The sequence below is a fragment of the Acinetobacter higginsii genome (genome assembly GCF_000369845.1).
Taxonomy (GTDB): domain Bacteria; phylum Pseudomonadota; class Gammaproteobacteria; order Pseudomonadales; family Moraxellaceae; genus Acinetobacter; species Acinetobacter higginsii.
In genome coordinates this window covers 248,016-272,269 of sequence record NZ_KB850213.1, presented here as the reverse complement: position 1 = coordinate 272,269, position 24,254 = coordinate 248,016, and the positions used below count along the sequence as shown (strand labels likewise).

The following is a 24,254-nucleotide window of genomic DNA, read 5'->3' as shown; positions in this document are numbered from 1 at the left end:
TTAAAGGGCGTCATCGCCAGCGAGCTGAATCTGACCATCGCTTACCGCGTTCATGAATTGCTGGTAGTCATTTAAATTACGCTCAGCTGACTGAGTCGCATAATTCTGTAAAACCCCAACGATCGTACTGCCTTCACCTAAATATCCCATCAACACATCGGCATTACCTGCTTTGGCATGCGCATGGGCTAAAGCAAGGCCGCAACTTTCTGCATATTCATAGAAATATTCATCATCCATATCACTAAGATCGACCGAGATTTTCATATCTCGTAACTGACGAACATGAAAATCTTGTTTCAAGCTGGAAAAACCCAAGAAAATATCACTGGCCGCTTGCATCAATTGCTGACCATGAATCACCCGCTCGCCTTCATGCTCAACCTTATTTTTAAACAGTGGACTGAGAATTGAAGGATTGGCTTCCTTCATTTGTAAGATCAGCGGTTCACGGTCTGCATCTTCAAATAAGGCAATTGCTGAACGGGTTCCAACACTGCCGACCCCGACCACTTTGAGTGCCACATCGGTCCGCTGATAACGATCAAACAATACCTGTCGGTCATATTTCAATGAATTACGATAGCGTTGAAAAAATTCATCGACCTGCTCAGCAAAGGGTTCATCCGCTTTGGGGTGCCATAGCAAAGGAGCATCATCAATAAAATGTCTAAACCCGGTTGCATCATCTTGTTGGGTCAACTTGGGTAATACCGAATGTGCATTGCGCTTTTGAGCTGAATCCAAATGCTTGGCGCGTTTCTTTCTGAGTTTTCGGCATTCTGTATTTTCTAATAAAGTGGTGGCATCAACCTTTTCATACCAAACTTGCAATGGGGATAAGGCCATATTTTCTAGCAAGTGTTTGCGATAGCTGTTCAGCATGGTTTTAATGGCTTTTAAGCCGCTGCGCTCTCCCAAGCCAATGTCTTTGGCCGCAATCACAAAACTGGTCACTAGACGTTTTAAATCCCACTCAAATGGCGCAACCAAGGTTTCATCAAAGTCATTGATGCCAAATAACAGGTTACGTTCAGGACTGGCAAAACCGCCAAAGTTGCTTAAATGGCAATCGCCACAAATTTGCTGAAACAGGCCTGAATTGTGTTGTTCCCATGCTTGATCAAACAGCATCAGTGCGGGCATACCACGATAGAACGTAAACGGCGAGACACTCATCCGCTTGGCACGAATCGGCTGTAATTGTGCTAGGCGTCCTTGATTGCTCCAATCATAAAGCGTTAACGCCGTGGTGCCTTTGGGACGTACTGAAAGTTGAGCTAAGTATTCACGTGGAACTTTTTTTCGTTGTGTCTTGCCTAATTGAAAGCCTTCGCTTTTGCTCAATAACTTGCCTTGATAGCTATGTCGTGTGAGATCAATACTCTCTGCGGTCCAAAGTTGTTTTGGTAATTTGATTTGTTGTTTTGTCATAACACCCCCTATAAATCCAGTAGTGTTATAGCAATAATTTGAATGAATCGGATAATGATTTTTTTAATTTTTTAGCGTGATTAAAGCACTGCCAAATATTCCATTTCATCAGGACAGATTTGGCAGCAAATCAAAACTTTAAATCGACCAGTCTTGAATGTCCCAAGCTTGCTGTTGCGCTAGCTTTTCTAAACGATCGTCTGGATTGACCGCAATCGCATGGGTGGCATATTCAAGCAAGAAACGATCATTAATTGAATCAGAATACGCCCATGACTCGGTCACTGATCGGCCAGCCAACCACTGATCCAGACGCGTGAGCTTGCCTTTTTGATAACACGGAATCCCTGTCACCTTGCCTGTATATTGACCATCAATTACTTCTGCATTGGTGGCAATAATCTCGGTAATGCCGAATTCACGGAAAATTGGTGCGGTAATAAAATCACTGGTCGCAGTAATTCCAACCAGCTCATGCCCCAGTGCTTGATGTCTTTTAATCGCCTCGAAGCCTTTAGGTCGCATCTGCGGACGGATGACTTTCTGCATAAACAACTGATGTAACTCAGTTAAATAGGCATTGTCGTGTTTGGTCAGGAATTCGAATACAAATTCATTATAAGCAATCGGGTCAAGTTGCCCTGCTTTATAGTCTTCGTAGAATTTGTCATTCATTTGACGATGATGAACTGGATCGACTAAACCTTCATTGACTAAAAATTCACCCCAAGAGTGATCAGAGTCAGTATTTAACAGGGTGTGATCTAAATCAAACAAAGCCAATTGCATAGAATTTCTCGTTTAAACTGAAAATTAAGAAAAAAAATGTAAATCTATCACCGCTAGTCGATAGAAATTCGTTAAGATCATAGCAATTTTTAAACATTTTACTTTGACCTTTTTCGAGTTGGACAAAAGAGTGACTGTCCCCGAGATCAAAGTCAACGATATAGACAAAATTTAGGTAGCCAAATGATCGACTCAGAAGGTTTCCGACCCAACGTCGGGATCATTTTGGCAAACGATGACGGACAAGTTTTATGGGCAAAACGCATTGGTCACAATGCTTGGCAATTTCCACAAGGAGGGATCCAATTTGGTGAAACCCCTGAACAGGCACTTTTTCGTGAACTGAGAGAAGAAGTCGGTTTATTGCCCGAACACGTCCAAATTATAGCGCAAACAAAAGGTTGGCTGCGTTATCGTTTGCCACATCGGTACATTCGGTCAGATTCAGATCCGGTATGTATTGGACAAAAGCAGAAATGGTTTTTACTGAAGTTAACGGCCTCGCCGCATCATATTCAGTTAAACCTATCAGACCCACCCGAATTCGATGAATGGCAATGGGTGAGTTACTGGTACCCATTGGGTCAAGTGGTCAACTTCAAACGTGATGTTTACCGTAAAGCTATGATGGAATTATGTTTACAACTACCTCAGCGCTAATTGTCATGAAATCATCATTTTAAGCAATGATTTTTGGCAACAGAGCTGTTATAACTAGGCCTATAACGATTCAATAAATTGGAGTAAACATCCATGTCAAACATGCAACTCGACACGCTTAGACGCATTGTGCAAGAAATTAATGCGTCCGTCAGTTTGCATGATTCCTTGGACATTATGGTCAATCATGTGGCCGATGCCATGCATGTGGATGTCTGTTCAATTTATTTATTGGACGAGCGTAATCGTCGCTACGTATTGATGGCCTCTAAAGGATTAAAACCCGAGGCGGTTGGCACGGTATCACTCAGTGTTGGTGAAGGTTTGGTTGGCTTGGTCGGTCAACGTGAAGAAATCGTCAACCTCGACAATGCCCCTAAACATGAGCGCTTTGCCTATTTACCTGAAACAGGTGAAGAGCTGTTTAACTCCTTCCTTGGCGTTCCAGTGATGTATCGCCGCAAGGTAATGGGAGTGCTGGTTGTTCAAAATAAAGAATCACAAGATTTTAGTGAAGCGGCCGAATCCTTTTTAGTGACCTTGTGCGCACAGCTTTCTGGTGTGATCGCTCATGCACATGCGGTGGGCAACATTGATGTATTCCGTAAACCCAGCAATGGACCCAGCTATAAAACCTTCCAAGGGGTGTCGGGCGCAGGTGGTGTGGCCTTAGGTCGTGCCATCGTGTTGTACCCTCCTGCTGACCTTGCTGCGATTCCAGATCGTGAAGCCGAAGACATCAGTGACGAATTAGAATTACTCGATCAAGCCATTGCAGCAGTACGTTTAGAGATTCAATCCCTAGATGAAAAAATGCAAGATTCACTCATGTCGGAAGAACGTGCCTTATTTAGCGTGTTTTTACGTATGTTAGATGAAAATGCACTACCGAGTGAAATTAAAGACCATATTCGTGCTGGCAGTTGGGCACAGGGTGCGGTACGCAAAGTCATCGACAAACATGTCGCGTTATTTGCACAAATGGAAGATGACTACCTGCGTGAACGTGTTTCTGATCTGAAAGATCTTGGGCGCCGAATCTTGGCTTGCTTGCAAGAAAACGATACTAGTCATCGTGAACTCAGTCCGGACAGCATTTTGATTGGCGAAGAGATCAGCACCGCAGCCTTGGTGGAATTGCCCGTGGATAATATTGCGGCGATTGTCACTTCTGAGGGTGCGGCCAACTCACATATGGTGATTGTTGCACGCGCCTTGGGCATTCCAACTGTGGTGGGGGTAACCGAGTTACCAATCACCACACTGGATGATATCGAAATGATTGTGGATGCCTATCAAGGTCGTGTTTTCGTCAATCCACCGCGTCGTCTACGTCAACGTTATAAAGAAGTACAAAAAGAAGAAGAGCAAATCGCCAAAGATTTGAAGCAATACGAAACCAAAGATGCAATTACCCCAGATGGCGTGTCGATTCCTCTATTCGTCAATACTGGACTAATGATTGACGTGGTTCGCGGTGTACAACGTGGTGCCAAAGGTGTTGGCTTATATCGCAGTGAAATTCCATTCATGTTACGTGAGCGCTTCCCTGGCGAAGAAGAACAACGTGCCATCTATCGCCAACAATTGAGTCATTTTGCCAACAAGCCTGTGATTATGCGTACCCTCGATATTGGTGCGGACAAGGACTTACCGTATTTCAGTATTGAGGAAGAAAATTCAGCATTGGGTTGGCGTGGCATACGCTTTACCCTTGATCATCCTGAAATTTTCTCTGCGCAAATTCGTGCCATGCTGAAAGCCAGTATTGGTCTAAATAATTTGCATATCTTGTTGCCAATGGTGACCAGTGTCAGTGAAGTGGAAGAAGTACTGTATCTGTTAGAACGTGACTGGATTGCGGTACAAGAAGAAGAGCAAGTTAAAATCACCAAACCTAAAATCGGGATTATGGTTGAAGTACCAAGTGTACTTTTACAGATTGATGAATTTGCCGAACTGGTTGATTTCTTCTCGGTAGGCTCAAACGATTTAACCCAATATTTACTGGCAGTCGATCGGAATAACCCGCATGTGGCCAACGTCTATTCGCATTTCCATCCATCGGTACTACGTGCACTAAAACGTTTGGTTCAAGACTGTCATATCCATCAGAAACCGGTCAGCGTCTGCGGTGAAATGGCGGGCGATCCATTGTCTGCAATTTTATTAATGGCAATGGGTTTTAACACCCTTTCGATGAGTTCAAGCAATATTCTCAGAGTACGCAAAGCGATTTGTCATGTCCCAATGACTGATGCTAAGAAACTGTTGGATGATGTTCTACAAATGAACAACCCACTGGTGATTAAAAGTTGGCTTGAACATTATTTCAAGACCCACGGTCTTGCCGATATGGTCAAATCCAATCGTATGCTCAATGTCTAAACGAGACATTTCCATATAAGACCAAACATAAAAAAGGGCGATACTTTCAACAAGATCGCCCTTTTTCAATACATATGCTTATTTTGCTGAACGCAGGTAAATCTGTTGTTTTCCGCCATTCAACGTCACGTTCGGAAATTTACGATCATAATCAATCACAATCGCATCTTTGCCAGTTAAATTCTTGGCATCCGATTCCCAAGTCACATAGTATTTGATTTTAGCATCATCCCGAACTGAGGGCTGAATAAGCTTACGGTGATCTGCAGGCACAGTAAAATCAACCGCAAATGGGACCTGAGAGATTTGAACTTTTTTCTGTTGAATCAAAGTCGCTGGGACATCCGCGATCTGACTATCTACTGCATATAAGCTTACTGTACCCTGTTGTTGCGTGACCGCATAATTTCCTTGCCCAACAAACTCAACCTTCAAGGAATTTGCTTTAGTCTCATCTTTTTGTGGCATGGAAGTACAACCTGCTAAAACAGTTAAAGACAACCCGAAACTCAATGCTAACTTTTTCATTTTTTTAATCTCTTCAAAGATAAGCACAAAATAACATAGCAAACGTAAAAATCTTAAGGGTTTACATATTTACTACTGAGCATCTGCTTTTAGATAACAAGAAAAGTATGCTGAATAAATTCAGTCGTTTTAACTGTACTCACTGAGTAAATTAATCAATTTTAAGATACATCAAAAACCATGAGAGAAATCAATTTAGGACTTTTTACATAACTCCAACAGGTAAAATAGGCCCTTTTATAAAAGAACTGATGTCTTTCTCACTTTCCAAAACAAACACTAGATTCAATTTTAACTAAAACCCAGTAAAGCAGTAAGTCTTTATTTTTTCGTTATCTTTTATCTTTTTTTAACAAATCTAACATTCAAAAAAGTACAGTTCATGTTTAAGATTTAGACAGCTTCAATCGAATAAAGCATTTATGACATCAACTTTAATCCATTGGAAAAAAAGCTTTCATCAACCTAGAGTAAAAATACAAAGGATGTGAACTTGATCATTATAAATCGCACTTAGGCATCCGAAGTTTCGATACCCAATTTGCGCATGAGACAGTTAAACATTCATATCTTTGAACGGTCAAACAGTTGAGGTGACCTCACTCACGGGTCATCTTGATGGAGATAGAACATGAGCCAAGACGATAAAAAATGTCCTTATAGCCACTTAACTACTGACTTCGGCGCACCTGTCGTCGACAACCAAAATAGTATGACCGCAGGTGCTAGAGGACCATTATTAGCCCAAGATTTATGGCTGAATGAAAAACTTGCCAACTTTGTCCGTGAAGTGATTCCTGAGCGCCGTATGCATGCCAAAGGTTCAGGTGCATTTGGTACATTCACCGTAACCCATGATATTACTCAATATACCCGCGCTAAAATTTTTAGCGAAATCGGTAAAAAAACTGAAATGTTTGCTCGCTTTACCACAGTTGCAGGTGAACGTGGTGCAGCAGATGCGGAACGAGATATCCGTGGTTTTGCTTTAAAATTTTATACTGAAGAAGGTAACTGGGACATGGTCGGGAACAATACCCCTGTGTTCTTCTTACGTGATCCACGTAAATTCCCAGATTTAAACAAAGCGGTAAAACGCGACCCTAAAACCAATATGCGTAGTGCAACCAATAACTGGGATTTCTGGACATTACTTCCAGAAGCATTACACCAAGTGACGATCGTGATGTCTGATCGCGGTATTCCTTCAAGCTACCGCCATATGCATGGTTTTAGTAGCCATACCTATAGCTTCATTAATGCCGCCAATGAGCGTTTCTGGGTGAAATTCCACTTTAGAACTCAACAAGGGATTAAAAACTTAACCGATGCAGAAGCTGGCGAATTGGTGGGTCAAGATCGCGAAAGTCATCAACGTGATTTATTCGATGCGATTGAACGTAAAGATTATCCAAAATGGACGCTTTTTGTACAAATCATGCCTGAACAAGATGCCGAGAAAGTTCCATATCACCCATTTGACTTAACCAAAGTTTGGCCTCACGGCGACTATCCATTAATTGAAGTCGGTGAATTCGAACTAAATCGTAATTCAGAAAACTTCTTCTTAGATGTAGAACAATCTGCTTTTGCACCAAGTAACTTGGTACCTGGTATTAGTGTTTCACCAGACCGTATGTTACAAGCGCGTTTGTTTAACTACGCGGATGCTCAACGCTACCGTCTTGGTGTGAATTATCAACAAATTCCAGTCAATGCCGCACGTTGCCCTGTACATAGTAACCACCGTGATGGTCAAGGCCGTATCGACGCCAACTATGGTGGCTTACCACATTATGAGCCAAACAGCTTCGGTCAATGGCAAGAGCAGCCTCAATACAAAGAGCCTCCACTGAAAATTAATGGTGATGCTGATTTCTGGGATTATCGTGAAGATGACAATGATTATTTCAGTCAGCCACGTGCATTGTTTGAATTGATGACACCTGAACAACAACAAGCACTGTTTGGTAATACTGCACGTGCGATGGGTGATGCTTTAGACTTCATCAAATATCGCCACATCCGTAACTGCTATGCTTGTCATCCAGCTTATGGTGAAGGTGTTGCTGCAGCACTAGGACTTACTGTTGCAGATGCTCAGGCAGCACGTGAAACCGATCCAGCCCGTCATTTACCAAGCTTCCTATAAGCTTTGAAATGCTAAAACAAAAGTCATCCTCGGATGGCTTTTTTTATGGAATTGGGTGACAATTTATTCAAAACAACATCAGAAAAAAAACCATGCCAAAACCATTACAGCAGCTGATTCAAGACCATAACATCATCTTGTTTGATGGCGTGTGTGTGCTGTGTTCAGCATGGGCAAATTTCATGATCAAGCATGATCAACACTGCCAATTCAAACTAGTTTCAGTGCAATCCAATATCGGACAGCAACTCCTCATCTATTGCCATCTGCCTACCGATCATTTTGAAACAATGGTCTTACTGGAAAATGGTCAATGTTACACCGAATCGACCGCCTTTCTACGCATCGTTCAACGTCTAGACTCCCCTTACGCCAGTTTAAAATATGCGCGTATTATCCCTAAACTAATACGTAATTTTGCTTATCGTCATATTGCGCTCAATCGATATCACCTATTTGGTAAAACCGAACAATGCTATCGCGTCACACCTGAAACTCAGCAGCATTTTCTATTGGATGAGGTCTTAACATGAATAGTCAGAACCAGACCATTCAACAGATCTTAAGGTTTTGTCAGTTAATTATTGCAGTGCTCTGGATTTATCAGGGACTGATTCCCAAGTTAATTTTTCAGGTACAAGATGAGCAATATGTTTGGCAACAACTCAATATTGCAGCCCCCTATATTCCGTGGATGATTTCACTGTCGGGCATTGCCGAGATCATTTTTGGTAGTCTATTTTTATTTTTAACTCACAAGTATTTACATTGGCTCAGCATTATCAGCCTGATTGGGTTATTTATTTTCGTTTTATATATTTATCCCAATCATATCTATCAAGCCTTTAATCCTGTGGTCATGAATATTGCTCTTGCGAGCCTTTCTGTGATTTCACTGTGGTGTATCAAAACATTCCAAAATGCTAAGCACGAATAAAGTGCCCTTCACGAATACAATAAAACGGATTGACCAATTTTGAAGAGGATTTCATGGCTTGCTGCAGTTCATGTTCAGGGGCATCACGATCTTCGTCCGTCAGCTGAAAGGTTCGATAATGAATCGCCAAAGAACGGTGGGCATGCAAATCTAAATGAGCATGAAATGCATCTTGTGGATTCATATGCACATAGCGCATCAGCATGCGTGGTTCATAAGCACCTATCGGCAATAACGCCACCCGCGCATCGCCATAACGCTCATGGATCTGTTTAAAGTGCGTGGAATAGCCCGTATCCCCAGCAAAGAAACAATGGCCTGTTTTAGCAAGCAAGGAAAAACCGCCCCACAATGCTCTATTTTGATCACGCACTCCACGCCCAGAAGTATGCTGTGCAGGTGTATAAGCGATCTTCAACTCATCATGAAATGGAATCTCCTGCCACCAATCCATTTCAATCACATGTAAGTGCTTAGGCAGATAATAACCATTGCCCAAGCCCGTATAAATTGGCATTTCAAATTTCTGATGTAACCATTCTAAAGTCGCCAGATCCATATGATCATAATGATTGTGGCTCAATAACACGCCATGAATGGTTGGAAGATGTTCTAAGGCAATGCCAGCAGGACAAACACGTTGTGGACCATTGCCCTGTTTCGGACTGACATATTCACACCAAACTGGATCGGTTAAAAAGTTATAAGGGCCGATTTGAATGAGAACTGTTGCATGACCGACAAACCAGATTTGCCAATCATTGAGATCTGCATGCGGGCGGTTCTGCGGAAGTTCCAACATATGATTCCGCATATTCCATTCATGCGAACGATCTACCGTCCACGTCGATGATTTACGGGTCGCCAGCCATTTGAGCAAACCTTTACGATCAAATGGTGTTAAGGGTTTCTGTAAATTATAAAAACGGTCAATGCCACAATGGTCAGAAGCCTCATGTGGAAAAGGAGGTTTCCCCCAAGTATGGCTCAAGCAAGATTGTGTCGGCAATTGGTAGGTTAATGTCGGCTTATCTTTCATGTACGTCTTCTTTGGTGGAATCTCATCGCATGAGGTGAATGGTTTGGTATACCGTTTAGGTCATGGACTATTTTTTAATGCGATAGCCTTTCAAATCATAATGATTTTTCTAGGATTCTCGTCTTATTCCAAATCACTATAATCGGTCTTTGATCCTAACATAAGCTTGTTAGTTATGCTGATTTTCTCTGGCAGAGTCAACACAATTTTACCGAACTAATAACGCACAATGACAATTCAAGCCAAGGGCTAAACCTCAGCTTTTTCGCTATTTCTTATATTTTAGAAAAAAGAATATTGTATATAAAATAAGCTCAGATATAATGCGCCAACAACATGATATTCCCATCATGATAACTAAAATAATAGTAAGACACTCTTGGATCAGTCTTATGGAATTACGTCATTTACGCTATTTCATTACCGTTGCTGAAGAGCTCAGTTTCAGTAAAGCAGCGCTTAAATTACACACGTCTCAACCTTCACTCAGCCAGCAAATTAAAGATCTCGAAGATGATGTTGGTGTACAACTGTTGCATCGGACCAAGCGCAAAGTAGAGCTAACTGACGAAGGCCAAGTTTTTCTCGAACAAGCACGTTTAACCCTCACTCAAGCAGACAAAGCCATTACCATGGCGCGACAGGTTGCTGCAGCCAAAGTACAATGTTTAAAAATTGGTTTTGTGCCCTCTGCTGAAATTCGCATTTTCCCTTATATTTTGCCACGTTTAAGAGTTCGCCTGCCCAAACTGCAAATTCGTACGCTTAACCTTAAAGAAAGCGATCAAATCAATCTGCTGAAAAAAGGTGATTTAGACCTGATCTTTATTAATCAAAAATTTGAAAATGAAGCATTTACAAGTCAATTGATACTCAAAGAACCCTTGGTGTTTATGCTACCTAAACAACATCCTTTGGCACAGCATGCACAGATCAACATTGATCAATTACAGGGTTTAGCCCTGACCATTTTAACCCACAAGCTGTCTCAGCCTTTGGCACGAATCATTACCCAGTACATCAAACAGCAGCAGATTCATTTTCAAAGCATCGATGAAGCCAATAGTATTGCCGAAGCGATTCAAGCGGTCCATTCTGGACAGCGTTGTGCCATTTTACCCGCCTATATCCAAGCCTTAGCCACCGACCAAATTGTCGTCAGATCATTGCATCATCCGTTGCCCTGCCTCGACGTTTTCATGGCTTACCCCAAAAATGAATCGAACCTTGCCACACAACAATTCCTAGAAGAAATTCGGCATATATTTGGCTTAGATAGCGCCCATTTGAATTCGCAATGAATTCCTCACAAATAAAAAAGCCGAATCAATCGGCTTCCGTATTCTTTAAGTAAAGCCTATTGGCTTAGGCATTACTAAAAAATTCAGCAAATTTCTGATAACTTGGTCGCTGTTTAATGTTTTCTAAATAGTGCTCAATCGCAGGATGAGACTGAATATCGCCCATCTTAAGCTGCCAAAATAACATCGCAGCAACCGTGACATCCGCAGCAGTAAACTGCTCACCACATAAATAGGGATCAACTTGATTGAGACCTTGTACAAAGGCGTTATAGGCATCTTGATAATCACCATACCCTACAGAGCCTTTCTGATCGGGCTTCACCTCAACACCGAGCATTTTATTGGTTGAAGCAGCTTCCCAAGGCCCAGAAATAAAGAATAACCAACGATAATACACGCCACGTTTTGGATCATTCAGTGCAGGTGCCAAGCCTTTGTCTGCAAATTTATCAGCCAGATAAGCACAAATTGCATCCAGTTCATACACCACCACATCACCATCGACAAGAACAGGTACTTTGCCAAATGGATTGATTTTTAAATATTCAGGTGCTTTCATCTCAGTTTGAAAAGCAACCTCAATACCTTCGCATTCAATGCCAAGCTCGATCAGCAGCCAGTCAACAACGACGCCACGCGAAAAACTATTGGTATAAAGTTTAAGTGCCATTTTGATATTTCCTTGGTGAGTTATTCTTATTTCAATGTAATTGTTTTGATTGTCAGTTTTTGTCAGTAGTCTCACGGCACATTTCCTGTGCCCACCACTGTTGAAATAATTGTTGTTTGAATTGCGGATACAGCTCCTGACTTAGGTTCAACGCTCGAATCCGATCAATACGGAAGTGACGAAAACCTTTACGTAGCTCACACCATGCTGCTAACACAATCCGATCATTAAAATAACCTAGCGCAAATGGCCACAAAATACGAGAACTTACCCGTTGTTGTTCGTCGGCATAATCTACGGTAATTTTTAACTGCTGGCGGATGGCCAAGCGCACTTGCTCTACCAAAGTTTCATCGACAGGTAACCAGACATTGATCGATCTTAAAGTGGTTTGTTCAAGTTGATGCTGACAATGCTCAGGCAGTACTGCATTGAGCTTTGCCAACACCGAAGTTGAGGCCGATTTCAAAGCCAAATCAGGAATATCGCTCAACCAATTCAGCGCTAAAAAAATTGCTTCGATCTCGGTTTCATTCAGCGTCATCGGCGGAAGCAGGAAATCTTGTTTTAGTTGAAACCCTAATCCAGCGGCAGCATCAATACAAACACCCTGCTCACGCAAGGTTTCGATATCACGATAGACACTGCGCTGACTAATCTGTAAACGCTCTGCCAACACCTGTGCGGTCACAGGATAGCGATATTCTCTAAGCAGCTGTAATAGATTGAGCAAACGGATTGAACGACTCATGTTGTCCCTATTGTTATTATGGATGATGGGAATGCAAACACTCCCATCATTGTCGTTTCATATGATGTGGATGGATTAACTCTCGGTTAAGGCTGCCACATTCAGCACACTTTGCAAATAAGCATGTAGATCCTGCACATTGTGCGCGATGACCAAGGGTTGATATTGCTGCAAGGTTTCAATGCTATGTACACCATAACTCACACCAATACGCGGCATATTCAGATTTTGAGCCATTTCTAGATCATAACTGGTATCGCCCACCATAACAGCACGATCAGCAGCGACATCCAGTTCAGTCAAAATTTCCTGCAGCATCAATGGATCTGGTTTGGATTTGGTTTCACTGGCTGCACGGGTAATATCAAAGATCTCATAGCTATTGGTTTGTGCCAAAACCCGATCTAAACCTTTACGACTTTTGCCTGTTGCCACAGCAAGCTTTAAGCCCTGCTGTTTTAGATCAGCGAGCAACTCTGCAACACCGCTAAACCATGCATCCCCTTTGGAGTTTGCCACATAGTGATCTGCATAACATTGCAAAATATCTTGCTGTAAATGCGGAACTTGTGGAAACAGGATCTGCATGACTTCAGGTAAACCTAAGCCAATAATACTTTTCGCAGCTTCATCCGTCAGCGGTTGTTCAAATTGCTGTGCTGCATATTGCAAGCTTGCTACGATTTGCCCAACCGAATCGAATAAGGTGCCATCCCAATCAAAAATCACCAGTTCGATATTTTGACTCATTTCTGCTTTCTCAACTGATCGATCACCTGTTGCATATCTTCAGGCATTGGCGCTTCAATGCTTGGATAGTTGGGAATGTCTAAACGCATGGCATGTAGGCACAAGCGACGTGCTTCAGGACCGGTATATGCCGTATTGTGTCCGTATTTATCATCCCCAACTAAAGGATGTCCAATACTGAGACCATGTACACGAATTTGATGGGTACGCCCCGAAAGTGGTGATGCATGCACCAAAGTCGCGGCTTTAAAACGTTCAACCACTTTCCAATCGGTTTTACTCGGCTTACCGTCTTTGGTGACACGGACACGACGTTCGCCATTGGCCAGTTCATAACGCAATAAGGGCGCATCAATCAATTGCTGATCCAAACTGACTTGTCCTTTGACAATCGCCGCATAAGTTTTTTGAATTTTATGCTCGCGCAGTAAATCCTGTAGCAGTTTTAAAGTACTGCGCTTTTTACTGATCATCACCAAGCCAGAAGTATCACGGTCAATACGGTGGATCAGTTCCAAGTATTTTTTACCTGTCGCGGCACGCAAGGCTTCGATTAATCCATAGGCCACGCCACTACCGCCATGCACCGCAATCCCTGACGGTTTATTAACGACCAATAGCCCTTCATCCTCATACACCACACGGCTGAGTAGACTTTGTGCCACGCCATCACTCACTGGTGCCGCAGTTTCATCCTTATGTTCATAGCGGATTGGTGCGACACGAATCTGGTCGCCAATCTTCAAACGTGTTTCTGCTTTTATTCTTTTTTTATTAACGCGTACTTGTCCTTCACGAACCAAACGGTAGATTCGACTCTTCGGTACACCTTTTAATCGGGTAAATAAAAAATTATCTATTCGCTGCCCGTCTTGATGCTCATCCACGTCAAACCAAGTGACACTTTGCCATTGTTGTGTAGAATTCATACGCTCGATTAATCCAAGATTTGTTAAATATGATTAAAAAATGATCATTTAGCTAAGTTATTTCACAAGAAACCTAAACTTAGCCCATAGGCAGATGCCGCAAGGTTTGATATATTCAGCGCACGGATACCACCGTAAGTGAGCATCAAATCAGAAATTTTATTTAGATAAAATTTTTAATCGATGAGATATTCACCAACAACTCGGATAGGTCCTAAAGAATTATGCCGACGCCGAAGGCTTATTATATCGGCAAAATGGCAAACTGTTGCGTTTAATTGTGCATATGCACATACAGTTTGTTCAGAAAAAATATGTCGCCAGCAATTTGCTGGTTATTAAACGTAAACTGATCCACATCAGACAATTTGCTCCCTGATGTCGCATTCAGGCTAAAGCGTTGATGCATTGGAACTGCTAAGCAGAGATACGATGATCATTCCGTATCAAGACTTCCAGATGGATCGACTTCAATGCTTAATGACAGTGAAAGTCACCATCCAATGCACCGCTCACCCGCCAGTGAAGCGTACAGGAAACTTTGATTATGTCGGATCTAGTGATATTTCACAGATGTAAGACATACATGAAATATCAACGGATTCAAGATTGAAGCAGTATTGCCGACATCGAAATAACCGTATCAAAACCCCAGCTGGATATTTACAGTCAGTGGTTTCAGAGCTTCCTACACAACGTTGCTTCTGAGTCTTGATCGCGCCAATTTGATGTTTGCTCAAAAATATTGGGCTTGTTGTTTGTGTGCATCACTATTAGGTGTCACACCCATGAAACGTATGTTGATTAATGCAACCCACGCCGAAGAAGTTCGCGTTGCACTTATCACTGGTAATCGTCTTTACGATTTCGATTTAGAGAATCGTACACGCGAACAAAAAAAATCAAATATCTATAAAGGTCATGTCACTCGCGTTGAACCGTCTTTAGAAGCGGTTTTCGTTGAGTACGGCGCACAGCGTCAAGGCTTTTTATCAATGCGAGAAATTGCAAACTCGTATTTCAAAGCAGACCCTCGTCAAACTTCAAATATTCGTGAACTCATCACTGAAGGCACTGAATTACTGGTTCAAGTTGAAAAAGAAGAACGCGGCAACAAAGGTGCCGCCCTGTCTACTTTTATCTCACTTGCGGGTCGTTATTTGGTCCTCATGCCAAACAATCCAAAAGGTGGCGGTATTAGCCGTCAAATTTCGGGTTCAGTGCGTGAAGAACTGAAAGAAATTTTAGCTTCTTTAAATGTACCGCGTGGCATGAGCGTGATCGTTCGTACTGCAGGTATTGGCCGTACACAAGAAGAGTTACAACTCGACTTACAACACTTACTCGACCTTTGGGCTCAAATCCAAGGTTCAGCAGGTTCTGGTCCATCACCAATGCTGGTTCATCAAGAAGCTGGTGTCGTGACCCGTGCAATCCGTGATTATTTACGTGATGACGTCGCTGAAATCCTGATTGATAGCGAGCAAGCCTATAACGAAGCGTATAACTTCGTAAAAGCAGTAATGCCACGTCAGTTAGACAAACTCAAAACCTATACCTTGAATGAGCCACTCTTTGCTCATTTTGGGATTGAAAGCCAGATCCAAACGGCTTATGAACGTGAAGTAAAACTTCCTTCTGGTGGTTCAATCGTGATTGACCAAACCGAAGCATTGGTATCGATCGATATCAACTCGGCGAAATCAACCCGCGGTCATGATGTTGAAGAAACGGCGCTCAATACCAACTTGGAAGCAGCCGAAGAAATCGCACGTCAACTTCGTTTACGCGATATTGGTGGCTTAGTCGTGATCGACTTCATCGACATGACCAAAGACCGTAACCAGCGTATGGTTGAAGCGAAATTACGTGAAGCAACGCAAAGTGATCGCGCACGTATTCAATTCGGTCAACTGTCACGTTTTGGTCTGATGGAAATGAGCCGTCAACGCCTACGTCCTTCGTTAGAAGAAGCGACTGGCTACGTTTGCCCACGCTGTCATGGCACAGGTATGGTACGTGACTTACGTTCACTGTCACTTTCAATTATGCGTAAGGTTGAAGAAATTGCTTTACGTGAACGTCAAGGTGAAGTTCAAGTCGAAGTCCCTGTGGAAATCGCAGCCTTCTTATTGAATGAAAAGCGTCACAGCCTAGTTTACTTAGAGCAAACCTCAAATGTACGTGTTACCGTATTGCCTCACCCGCACTTGGAAACACCACATTACCAAATCCAGTTCAATCCAGATGGTTTCGCCCCTTCTAGTTATGAACGTACTGAAGCAACCCGTTCTAGCGAAAAAGAACTGGGCTATGAATCTTCAGACTGGCATTTAGAAGATGCAGAGCATCATCATGCACCTGCTGCACAAAACCAAGCTGCTGCACCACAGAAGAAAGCTGCTCAGCAACATGCTGCGCAAGCAAAACAAACTCAAGCAAGCACGCAAAAGTCAGCAAGTCCTTGCGCTTGGTTAGAGAACTTATTTGTTCAAAAACAAGCACAAACCACCGATCAATCTCGTTCTGCACAAAATGCAGCGGCCGCGATTGAACAAATGGTGAATAACGGTGCGGTGAGCCGTGGTCAGTTTGGCCAAGTCAATGCACCAGCAATCGCTGAAGTTACTGCGCCAACTGCAAACAATGCTTATATTTCACAAAACCCTGTGAAACAAGAAGCACGTGAAAGCTTTGAGAAAGACGAGAAATCACATCGTCCGAACCAAAACCAGAAGAAGCGCAAGCACAAAGAACAACGTGAGCAACATGCACATGCGCATGAGCAACAAAATCAAGTGCATGAAGAAGTGGTTCAACTGTCACGTCAAGAACAGCGCCATGAGCAACGTGAGCTAAAACGTCAACAAAAACGTCAACAGCCACAAGAATCTCAAAACCAGCAACAGCATCATGATGCTGCTCAAGGCAATGAGTCTGCGCCTTTACCACGTCGTGACCGTAACCAACAACGTCCAAATCGACCAAATCGCCATCGTGACCAGAGTGTGTTAAATGAAACACCGACGACTGCACCCGAAGCTGTGGTAAATCCACAGCAGGTTAAAGTGGATGTGGTCGATGCACCTCGCAGTGAACCAATGAATACAGCGCTTGTTGTGAATATTGATCAAGGTCAAAGTGAAATTGTTGCATTAAATCCACAACAAGTAACAGCGCCAGCTGCTAAAGCAGAAAAAGCAAAACCTGTTGTAGAAAAAGTTGAAACACCTGCGCCAGCTCAAGTAGAACAAGCGACTACTGAAAAAGCACCTGTTGAAGAAACTGCACAAGCACCTGCACAACGTGCCAGCAATGATCCACGTTCACGTCGTCGTCAGCGCAACCACCAAACTGCACCGAAAACGGCTACAGTAAAAGTTGCACTGTCGCAAACACCTACGTTGGGACAATATACGCTGGGTAGCTTGATTCGTCATGTCTATGGTGATGATTGCACAATCCTGATTGAGCAATTCGGCTTAGTCACCACCTTTAACCGCGCTTTACAAAAGTTCGCTGAACAATATGCAAATAGTTTAGTGACCGAAACCGTCGTTAAAGAAGACAAACGCCCTGTCACACGTGATGCTGAACTTCCGACTCAGAAGCCAACTGAAGAAGCTGAACCTGCACCAGTGTTAGCATTAACACCACCGGATGCAGCGGCAGTTCGTGTTGCCAATGACCCGCGTGAACGTCGCCGTTTAGCGAAAATGGCTGCGGAGCAGGCAAAAGAAGCACATGTTGCCTCAAATGCAACGCCAGCTCCTGTGGAAAGCACTGAATCGAAAGAAGAAGTGAAACAAGCAGACGATGCGGTTGTCGTAGAAGCAGCAACTGCACCAGAGCAACAACCTTTAGAACTTGCCAGTACAGAGACTGTTGTAGAAGTTGCACCAGTTGAGGCTGAAGCAGTCGAACCTGCTGTGGTTGCTGAAGTTGAAACCGTAAGCGAGACTGTTGCAGAAGTTACTGAACCTGCTCAAACGGTTGAAAAAGCTGAACAAGCAACAACTACGACAGAAACAGAATTGGATGATGAAGCAGCGAAAGCGGAAAAAGAGAAATCGAACCGCCCTCCTCGTCGTCCACGCGGACGTCCACCAAAAAAGACCACAGCTGAGTGAGTAATTTGCTAAATTGCACTCAATAAGGCGAAGCCTAGTCATTTCGATGACTAGGCTTTTTTGTTATTTTGTCAAATTAGGTTGATTGCTCTAGGCACTTGCCATTACAAAACAGCATTAACAAAATGGTGTGAATGGTTGTGTTCTAACGGATAGCCATTTCTTGGATTGATCGAAAAATAAATAGGATTGATATGAGCCAAACTACGCAGACCGATATTATTACCCTTGGTGATGTCGCTACTCGACTTCCTAACTTCATCACTAAAGTACCTCATATCCTCAATGGTCTTAAACAAGCATATTTGCGAACGCCAACATCTCCTGCTGGTTTAGGTATTGCCTTTGAAAAAGCAGTCAAGCGTAACCCTCAAGGCATCGCACTGTTATTTGAAGATCAAAGCTATAATTACCAAGCACTCAATGAGTGGGCAAATCAGATTGCACATTACTACTTATCGCTTGGGGCAAAGAAAGGTGATGTGATTGCAGTGATGGTTGAAAACCGTCCTGAACTGATTGCCTCTATCGTTGCATTGGCAAAAATTGGGGTGACAATTGCACTGGTCAATACCTCGCAAGTCGGTAAGGTACTCGCGCACAGTATTAATCTGGTCAATCCAATTGCGGTGATTGCAGGTGAAGAAGTTCGCGCTGCAATTGATGAAGCACGTCAAGACTTAAAAGTTGCTCAAGATCGTTTCCACTGGTTTGCCGATCAAGAAACCCGTAAAAATGCAGGGACTGCACCACAAGGTTACGTGAACCTAGCGCAACAAATTGATCAATTCCCCAAATTCAATCCATCGACCACGCGCACAGTGACAGGTAAAGATGGTTTGTTCTACATCTATACCTCAGGTACAACCGGCTTACCAAAAGCAGTAATTTTCACTCATAGTCGCTGGACGCTGGCTTATGGCACCTATGGTCACATTCTGAATTTAGGTAAAGATGATGTGATGTACGTGACTCTCCCGCTTTACCATGCAACAGGTGTTGTGGTGTGCTGGTGTGGCGTGATTGCTGGCAGTGCAACACTTGCTGTTCGTCGTAAATATTCAACCAGTGCCTTCTGGAAAGATGTACAGAAATTCAATGCCTCTGCAATTGGTTATGTCGGTGAACTGTGTCGTTACCTGATTGATGCACCTGCAACAGAACAAGATCGTGCACACCGCGTCACTAAAATGATCGGTAACGGCATGCGTCCGAATATCTGGGGCAAATTTAAAGAACGCTTTGGTGTCGAAGAAGTACTTGAACTTTACGCATCTAGCGAAGGTAACGTTGGTTTTAGCAACATCTTCAACTTTGACAACACCGTAGGCTTCTCTCCAACACCGTATGCAATCGTTGAATTCGACAAAGAGAAGAATGAATTAGTCCGCGATAAGAAAGGTCATTGTAAGAAAGTGAAAACAGGCGAAGTCGGTCTACTGATTGGTAAGATCACCAGCCGTTCACCATTCGATGGCTATACCGATCCTGAAAAGAACAAGTCTGTGATTTTGAAAGATGTGTTTACCCAAGGTGACTCATATTTCAATACAGGTGACTTGGTTCGTGATATCGGTTTCCGCCATGCACAGTTTGTGGACCGTTTAGGCGATACTTTCCGTTGGAAGGGTGAAAACGTTTCTACAACAGAAGTAGAAAACATGGTCTGCGAATATGAAAAGATCGTAGAGGCTGTGGTATACGGTGTAGAAATTCCAAATACCAATGGTCGCGCAGGTATGGCAGCGATCACCTTGGTCGATGGTGCAGAACTCAATGAAGCGGACTTAAGCGACATGGTGAATGTGTTTAAAAAATGCTTACCGTCTTATGCCATTCCTGTTTTCTTACGTGTTCAAGAGAAAGTAGAAACAACTGGGACATTTAAATACCAGAAGAATAAACTGAAAGAAGACTCATTTAATCCGAGCAAAACTTCTGAACGTTTACTGGTTTTATTACCAGGTGCAAGCAGCTATAGTGATGTAAATGCTGAGATCTTTGATAATATTCAAAGCTATCAATACCGTTTCTAGTTTATTTTTTAGCTAAATAAGAGGAAATCGTGCTTTTTATAAACAATCATGCACATGTTTTTGAATTTCCTCTTGTGTTAGCTGAATAAGTTGCTAGAATACGCAACATCAAAACGAAGACGCATTTAGAACAAATTAGTTTTTCTTGCGAAGCTTGTTGAAATACTTGCTTAGGGTCGTTAGCTCAGCTGGTAGAGCAGCGGACTTTTAATCCGTTGGTCCCGCGTTCGAATCGCGGACGACCCACCATCTAATGTTTTGATAGTTTGTAAAATGTATTTTACAAATGCCTGTAAGAGGTTAAGCTATAGAAAATCATAGATTTTCTCTTGCGCTCAGGTAAAACGTTGTTTTACTTATCCTCGCTCAGGGTCGTTAGCTCAGCTGGTAGAGCAGCGGACTTTTAATCCGTTGGTCCCGCGTTCGAATCGCGGACGACCCACCAAATTCTAAAAAGCCTCATCATTGATGAGGCTTTTTTATTGTCTACTCAATTTCTTTCTAAAAGATGACAACAGAACTGGCTCCACTCTAAGCATCCTTGCTTAAAGTCATCATGTGCTTAAATTATAAAAACGCTTCTAATACCGAATTTAAGAAAATATGCCCCTGCTCTGTACAAGCAATTCGCTGGCTATCCGCAATCAATAATTTTTTCTCACGCAACTGTGCTAGCTTTTGATTTAACTGATCCAGTTCAAGTCCAGTACGTTGAGCATAAAATGCCGCTGCAACACCTTCGTTTAAACGCAAAGCATTCATCATAAACTCAAAAGGTAATTCATCAGCTTCGATACGCTTCATTTGCACATGCTCTGCTGGAACCTTGGCTAAATAATCTTTCGGCAAACGGGTTTTTTGAAAACGATAGACACCGTCTGGACGTGTCACCTTGCCATGCGCACCTGCGCCAATCGCCAGATAATCACCAAATTGCCAATAATTTAAATTATGCGTAGATGGCTTTTCCTTACGCCATGCTGAAACTTCATAATTGACATAACCATTGGCTTTTAAATATACCTCACCTTGTTCTTGAATATGTTCTAGAACTTCGTCTTGTGGTAATACAGGCTGAGTTCGGAAGAAAACCGTGTTTGGCTCAATGGTCAGTTGATACCAACTAATATGTGTTGCACCCTGCTCCACAGCCAATTTCAGGTCGGTTAAGGCCTGTTCCTCCGTCTGTTGGGGTAAACCATGCATCAGATCAACATTAACGCGCTTAAAGCCTGCCTGACGTGCCTGCTGAATCGCATCCAGTGCATTATTGGCAGAATGGATACGACCTAGCCGATGTAAATGTTCAGGATCAAAACTTTGCACACCGAGTGATAAACGATTAATTCCCACCGCCAGATAATCTGCAAATGGATCATGCTCAACCGTTCCTGGATTGGCTTCCAGTGTGATTTCACAGTCATCTTCAAAGTCTAAACGTGCTTTGAGTTGATCAAACAACCATTGATAACCTTGTGCAGAAATCAGTGACGGTGTACCGCCACCAATAAACACACTATGAATCGATCGACCTTGCGCCATTTCAATCTGAGTCTCAAAGTCAGCCACTAACGCAGCAAGATATTGCTGTTCCAAATCCAGTGACAATTGTCCATCAGGGACAGCGTGTGAGTTAAAGTCGCAATAAGGACATTTACGTACACACCAAGGCATATGGATATACAAGGACAGCGGGATATTTGCAGGATTTAACAGACTCAAAATACAAGCTCAATGACAGAACCTGATTATTTTAACATGACTCGACTCGGTACAGTTGCAGCTTCAATACGGTATACAACTTATCATCCCCTAGGTATTCAGTTAGACTGAAAGCATAAAGAACAATTAGACCGATAATATGATGAAAATTTCTAGCCAATTGCTATTTATTCTGCCGCTTGCTTTAGGGATTGGAATAGCAATGGCCTTTCAAACGGCAATCAATGCACAGCTCCGAGAGTATCTAAACTCGCCACTACAAGCCGCATTACTTTCTTTTTGTATTGGAACGATTATTCTAGCCCTACTGGTTTATTTCCAAGGTGCAGACAAACCCAGTTTAACTGAACTTTCACAAATTCCATGGTTTCTCTGGTTAGGTGGATGCCTTGGGGTTTATGCAATCAGTATGAGCATTTATACTGCACCTAAACTCGGATTTTTAACTTTTTCAGGTTTAGTGATTTTTGGACAATTGGTGATTTCCATGCTCATCGACCACTTTGGCTGGTTAGGTACAGAAAAAACACCCATTAACTGGCAACGTCTACTCGGTAGTATTGTGATTTTTATTGGTGTGCTATTCACATTACAACGCTAATTCTCCCTCATTTTAATAAGAGTAATTTTTGTGTCCCATGTCACAACCAAGCGATTTGAGCTTAAACAGCTATTTCATTTGATGTTCCCGATCCTGATTACACAGTTTGCGCAAGCTGGATTAGGTTTAATCGATACCATTATGGCAGGTCATCTTTCTGCTACGGATCTGGCGGCGATTGCAGTAGGCGTTGGCCTATGGATTCCCGTTATGCTGTTATTTGCAGGCATCATGCTGGCAACAACGCCCTTGGTCGCTGAAGCACGTGGTGCAAGAACCCCTGAAAAAATTCCAACCATTGCGCGCCAGTCTTTGTGGGTTGCGGTGATTCTTGGTGTTGTTGCGATGTTGATTCTGCAATGTATGCCCGTGTTTCTGCCCCTGTTTGGCGTGCCTGAAAGTTTAATACCCAAAGCAAGCCTGTTCTTACATGCGATTGGTTTTGGTATGCCTGCAGTGATGATGTATGCGGCACTACGCAGTTATTCTGAAGCATTGGGACATCCACGCCCTGTCACAGCCATTAGCTTGATTGCTTTACTGGTATTAATTCCGCTGAACTTTATCTTTATGTATGGCTTTGGGCCAATTCCAGCATTAGGTAGTGCAGGTTGTGGTTTTGCAACTGCGATCTTGCAATGGCTCATGTTTATCACTTTAGCCATTTATATTTCCAAAGCAAAAGCTTATCAACAGGCACCGATCTTCACCAAATGGGAAAGAATTGATCCTGTTTGGATTAAACGCATTTTAAAACTGGGCTTACCGATTGGGCTGGCAGTATTCTTTGAGGTCAGCATTTTCAGTACTGGGGCCATTGTACTGGGGCCATTGGGTGAAAATGCCATTGCAGCTCATCAGATTGCGATTTCAGTTACGTCACAGCTGTTTATGATCCCGTTGTCCTTGGCGATTGCCTTGACGATTCGTGTTGGCATGTATTATGGCGAACAAAACTGGCATGCAATGCGTCAAGTACAAATCGTAGGATTAATTACGGCTACGATCTTTGCTGCCTTGACCATGACACTCATTGTGCTTGCACGTCCCTATATCGTGGCGATCTATACCACGGATATCAATGTCATTCCTGTGGCAATGTACCTGCTCTGGTTCGCGATGGCTTATCAGTTGATGGATGCTTGGCAAGTCAGTGCCGCTGGGTGCTTACGTGGCATGCAGGACACTCAAGCGCCGATGTGGATCACCTTAATGGCGTATTGGGTCGTCGCCTTCCCGATCGGCCTATACCTCGCGCGCTATACGATTTGGGGCGCTGCTGGTGTCTGGCTCGGCCTGATTATTGGTTTAACAATTGCCTGTGTGCTACTGATCGGCCGTTTATATTTAAACAATAAACGTTTGGCACAACGTGCTCTCAATACATAAGCGCTATTGATTCAGAGCAGCACGGATGCTGCGCTTGCCTTGATG

Annotated in this window: 20 protein-coding genes and 2 tRNA genes; 13 read left to right on the top strand and 9 right to left on the bottom strand. The window is 42.9% G+C overall.

Annotated elements, in window-relative coordinates:
* Together F885_RS12710 and F885_RS12715 are read right to left on the bottom strand one after the other, a co-directional pair.
* On the bottom strand, window positions 1-1,434 hold the full coding sequence (locus tag F885_RS12710; protein WP_005315158.1) for a DUF2252 domain-containing protein: 1,434 nt from the start codon (window positions 1,432-1,434) through the stop codon (window positions 1-3).
* A 138-nt stretch (window positions 1,435-1,572) separates the two neighbouring features.
* Window positions 1,573-2,223, bottom strand: coding sequence for an HAD family hydrolase (locus F885_RS12715; protein ID WP_005315155.1), 651 nt, complete (start codon window positions 2,221-2,223; stop codon window positions 1,573-1,575).
* A 183-nt stretch (window positions 2,224-2,406) separates the two neighbouring features.
* Here F885_RS12715 and F885_RS12720 point away from each other — a divergent pair, with 183 nt between their 5' ends.
* Window positions 2,407-2,883: an RNA pyrophosphohydrolase gene (locus F885_RS12720; RefSeq protein ID WP_004656060.1), complete on the top strand. Its 477-nt coding sequence runs from the start codon at window positions 2,407-2,409 to the stop codon at window positions 2,881-2,883.
* A gap of 93 nt (window positions 2,884-2,976) precedes the next feature.
* Window positions 2,977-5,271 (top strand): phosphoenolpyruvate--protein phosphotransferase, encoded by a 2,295-nt coding sequence (gene ptsP / locus F885_RS12725; RefSeq protein WP_005200346.1) that lies wholly within the window; start codon window positions 2,977-2,979, stop codon window positions 5,269-5,271.
* 78 nt (window positions 5,272-5,349) lie between these two features.
* Here the strand turns inward: ptsP and F885_RS12730 are convergent, their stop codons facing one another.
* Window positions 5,350-5,799 carry a hypothetical protein gene (locus F885_RS12730; protein ID WP_005200349.1) on the bottom strand — a complete coding sequence of 150 codons (450 nt, stop codon included), beginning with the start codon at window positions 5,797-5,799 and terminating at the stop codon, window positions 5,350-5,352.
* A 631-nt stretch (window positions 5,800-6,430) separates the two neighbouring features.
* On the opposite strand from F885_RS12730, the gene F885_RS12735 reads away from it, so the two are divergent.
* From F885_RS12735 to F885_RS12745, 3 genes are all read left to right on the top strand, one after another.
* On the top strand, window positions 6,431-7,951 hold the full coding sequence (locus F885_RS12735; protein ID WP_005192148.1) for a catalase: 1,521 nt from the start codon (window positions 6,431-6,433) through the stop codon (window positions 7,949-7,951).
* Between the two features lie 92 nt (window positions 7,952-8,043).
* Complete coding sequence (locus F885_RS12740; RefSeq protein WP_005315150.1) at window positions 8,044-8,484, top strand: thiol-disulfide oxidoreductase DCC family protein; 441 nt, start codon at window positions 8,044-8,046, stop codon at window positions 8,482-8,484.
* Window positions 8,481-8,888, top strand: a complete 408-nt coding sequence (locus tag F885_RS12745; protein WP_005315140.1) for a DoxX-like family protein — start codon at window positions 8,481-8,483, stop codon at window positions 8,886-8,888. The genes F885_RS12740 and F885_RS12745 overlap by 4 nt, the downstream gene beginning before the upstream one ends.
* Here the strand turns inward: F885_RS12745 and F885_RS12750 are convergent.
* A complete protein-coding gene (locus F885_RS12750) occupies window positions 8,875-9,927 on the bottom strand; it encodes an MBL fold metallo-hydrolase (RefSeq protein ID WP_005315137.1) in 1,053 nt (350 codons plus the stop codon). The genes F885_RS12745 and F885_RS12750 overlap by 14 nt on opposite strands.
* A gap of 392 nt (window positions 9,928-10,319) precedes the next feature.
* On the opposite strand from F885_RS12750, the gene F885_RS12755 reads away from it, so the two are divergent.
* Window positions 10,320-11,228: a LysR substrate-binding domain-containing protein gene (locus tag F885_RS12755; RefSeq protein ID WP_005315133.1), complete on the top strand. Its 909-nt coding sequence runs from the start codon at window positions 10,320-10,322 to the stop codon at window positions 11,226-11,228.
* 64 nt (window positions 11,229-11,292) lie between these two features.
* Here the strand turns inward: F885_RS12755 and F885_RS12760 are convergent, their stop codons facing one another.
* The 4 genes from F885_RS12760 to F885_RS12775 all read right to left on the bottom strand — a co-directional run bounded on the left by F885_RS12760 (window position 11,293) and on the right by F885_RS12775 (window position 14,331).
* Window positions 11,293-11,901 (bottom strand): glutathione S-transferase family protein, encoded by a 609-nt coding sequence (locus F885_RS12760; RefSeq protein ID WP_005315129.1) that lies wholly within the window; start codon window positions 11,899-11,901, stop codon window positions 11,293-11,295.
* A 52-nt stretch (window positions 11,902-11,953) separates the two neighbouring features.
* Window positions 11,954-12,652: a helix-turn-helix transcriptional regulator gene (locus F885_RS12765; protein WP_004802456.1), complete on the bottom strand. Its 699-nt coding sequence runs from the start codon at window positions 12,650-12,652 to the stop codon at window positions 11,954-11,956.
* A gap of 75 nt (window positions 12,653-12,727) precedes the next feature.
* Window positions 12,728-13,402 carry an HAD-IA family hydrolase gene (locus F885_RS12770; RefSeq protein ID WP_005315127.1) on the bottom strand — a complete coding sequence of 225 codons (675 nt, stop codon included), beginning with the start codon at window positions 13,400-13,402 and terminating at the stop codon, window positions 12,728-12,730.
* The gene (locus F885_RS12775; RefSeq protein ID WP_005315123.1) at window positions 13,399-14,331 is read right to left on the bottom strand and encodes an RluA family pseudouridine synthase; all 933 of its coding nucleotides are present in this window, start codon (window positions 14,329-14,331) and stop codon (window positions 13,399-13,401) included. The genes F885_RS12770 and F885_RS12775 overlap by 4 nt, the downstream gene beginning before the upstream one ends.
* Before the next feature lie 432 nt (window positions 14,332-14,763).
* Here F885_RS12775 and F885_RS21000 point away from each other — a divergent pair, with 432 nt between their 5' ends.
* The 5 genes from F885_RS21000 (at window position 14,764) to F885_RS12795 (ending at window position 20,942) form a co-directional block, all read left to right on the top strand.
* Complete coding sequence (locus F885_RS21000; protein WP_004637771.1) at window positions 14,764-14,910, top strand: hypothetical protein; 147 nt, start codon at window positions 14,764-14,766, stop codon at window positions 14,908-14,910.
* Window positions 14,911-15,119: 209 nt separating this feature from the next.
* On the top strand, window positions 15,120-18,461 hold the full coding sequence (locus F885_RS12780; RefSeq protein WP_005315120.1) for an Rne/Rng family ribonuclease: 3,342 nt from the start codon (window positions 15,120-15,122) through the stop codon (window positions 18,459-18,461).
* A gap of 194 nt (window positions 18,462-18,655) precedes the next feature.
* The gene (locus F885_RS12785) at window positions 18,656-20,497 is read left to right on the top strand and encodes a long-chain-acyl-CoA synthetase (RefSeq protein ID WP_005315117.1); all 1,842 of its coding nucleotides are present in this window, start codon (window positions 18,656-18,658) and stop codon (window positions 20,495-20,497) included.
* A 173-nt stretch (window positions 20,498-20,670) separates the two neighbouring features.
* Window positions 20,671-20,746 (top strand) — tRNA-Lys (locus F885_RS12790).
* 120 nt (window positions 20,747-20,866) lie between these two features.
* Window positions 20,867-20,942, top strand: a tRNA-Lys gene (locus tag F885_RS12795).
* Window positions 20,943-21,064: 122 nt separating this feature from the next.
* On the opposite strand, the gene hemW is transcribed toward F885_RS12795, so the two are convergent.
* Window positions 21,065-22,219: a radical SAM family heme chaperone HemW gene (hemW, locus tag F885_RS12800; RefSeq protein ID WP_005315104.1), complete on the bottom strand. Its 1,155-nt coding sequence runs from the start codon at window positions 22,217-22,219 to the stop codon at window positions 21,065-21,067.
* Between the two features lie 139 nt (window positions 22,220-22,358).
* On the opposite strand from hemW, the gene F885_RS12805 reads away from it, so the two are divergent.
* Both F885_RS12805 and F885_RS12810 read left to right on the top strand, forming a co-directional pair.
* The gene (locus F885_RS12805; protein ID WP_005315101.1) at window positions 22,359-22,820 is read left to right on the top strand and encodes a DMT family transporter; all 462 of its coding nucleotides are present in this window, start codon (window positions 22,359-22,361) and stop codon (window positions 22,818-22,820) included.
* A gap of 30 nt (window positions 22,821-22,850) precedes the next feature.
* Window positions 22,851-24,209, top strand: coding sequence for an MATE family efflux transporter (locus F885_RS12810; protein ID WP_005315090.1), 1,359 nt, complete (start codon window positions 22,851-22,853; stop codon window positions 24,207-24,209).
* The last annotated feature ends 45 nt before the right edge of the window (window positions 24,210-24,254 follow it).

What these genes read in the sequence shown, in the direction of transcription:
- F885_RS12805 (WP_005315101.1), top strand. Translation starts at nt 22,359, where the DNA reads ATGATGAAAATTTCTAGCCAATTGCTATTTATTCTGCCGCTTGCTTTA.
- F885_RS12780 (WP_005315120.1), top strand. Translation starts at nt 15,120, where the DNA reads ATGAAACGTATGTTGATTAATGCAACCCACGCCGAAGAAGTTCGCGTT.
- F885_RS12760 (WP_005315129.1), bottom strand. Translation starts at nt 11,901, where the DNA reads ATGGCACTTAAACTTTATACCAATAGTTTTTCGCGTGGCGTCGTTGTT.
- F885_RS12730 (WP_005200349.1), bottom strand. Translation starts at nt 5,799, where the DNA reads ATGAAAAAGTTAGCATTGAGTTTCGGGTTGTCTTTAACTGTTTTAGCA.
- F885_RS12775 (WP_005315123.1), bottom strand. Translation starts at nt 14,331, where the DNA reads ATGAATTCTACACAACAATGGCAAAGTGTCACTTGGTTTGACGTGGAT.
- F885_RS12740 (WP_005315150.1), top strand. Translation starts at nt 8,044, where the DNA reads ATGCCAAAACCATTACAGCAGCTGATTCAAGACCATAACATCATCTTG.
- F885_RS12735 (WP_005192148.1), top strand. Translation starts at nt 6,431, where the DNA reads ATGAGCCAAGACGATAAAAAATGTCCTTATAGCCACTTAACTACTGAC.
- F885_RS12715 (WP_005315155.1), bottom strand. Translation starts at nt 2,223, where the DNA reads ATGCAATTGGCTTTGTTTGATTTAGATCACACCCTGTTAAATACTGAC.
- F885_RS12750 (WP_005315137.1), bottom strand. Translation starts at nt 9,927, where the DNA reads ATGAAAGATAAGCCGACATTAACCTACCAATTGCCGACACAATCTTGC.
- F885_RS12785 (WP_005315117.1), top strand. Translation starts at nt 18,656, where the DNA reads ATGAGCCAAACTACGCAGACCGATATTATTACCCTTGGTGATGTCGCT.
- F885_RS12770 (WP_005315127.1), bottom strand. Translation starts at nt 13,402, where the DNA reads ATGAGTCAAAATATCGAACTGGTGATTTTTGATTGGGATGGCACCTTA.
- F885_RS12710 (WP_005315158.1), bottom strand. Translation starts at nt 1,434, where the DNA reads ATGACAAAACAACAAATCAAATTACCAAAACAACTTTGGACCGCAGAG.
- F885_RS12720 (WP_004656060.1), top strand. Translation starts at nt 2,407, where the DNA reads ATGATCGACTCAGAAGGTTTCCGACCCAACGTCGGGATCATTTTGGCA.
- F885_RS21000 (WP_004637771.1), top strand. Translation starts at nt 14,764, where the DNA reads ATGATCATTCCGTATCAAGACTTCCAGATGGATCGACTTCAATGCTTA.
- F885_RS12745 (WP_005315140.1), top strand. Translation starts at nt 8,481, where the DNA reads ATGAATAGTCAGAACCAGACCATTCAACAGATCTTAAGGTTTTGTCAG.
- ptsP (WP_005200346.1), top strand. Translation starts at nt 2,977, where the DNA reads ATGTCAAACATGCAACTCGACACGCTTAGACGCATTGTGCAAGAAATT.
- F885_RS12765 (WP_004802456.1), bottom strand. Translation starts at nt 12,652, where the DNA reads ATGAGTCGTTCAATCCGTTTGCTCAATCTATTACAGCTGCTTAGAGAA.
- F885_RS12755 (WP_005315133.1), top strand. Translation starts at nt 10,320, where the DNA reads ATGGAATTACGTCATTTACGCTATTTCATTACCGTTGCTGAAGAGCTC.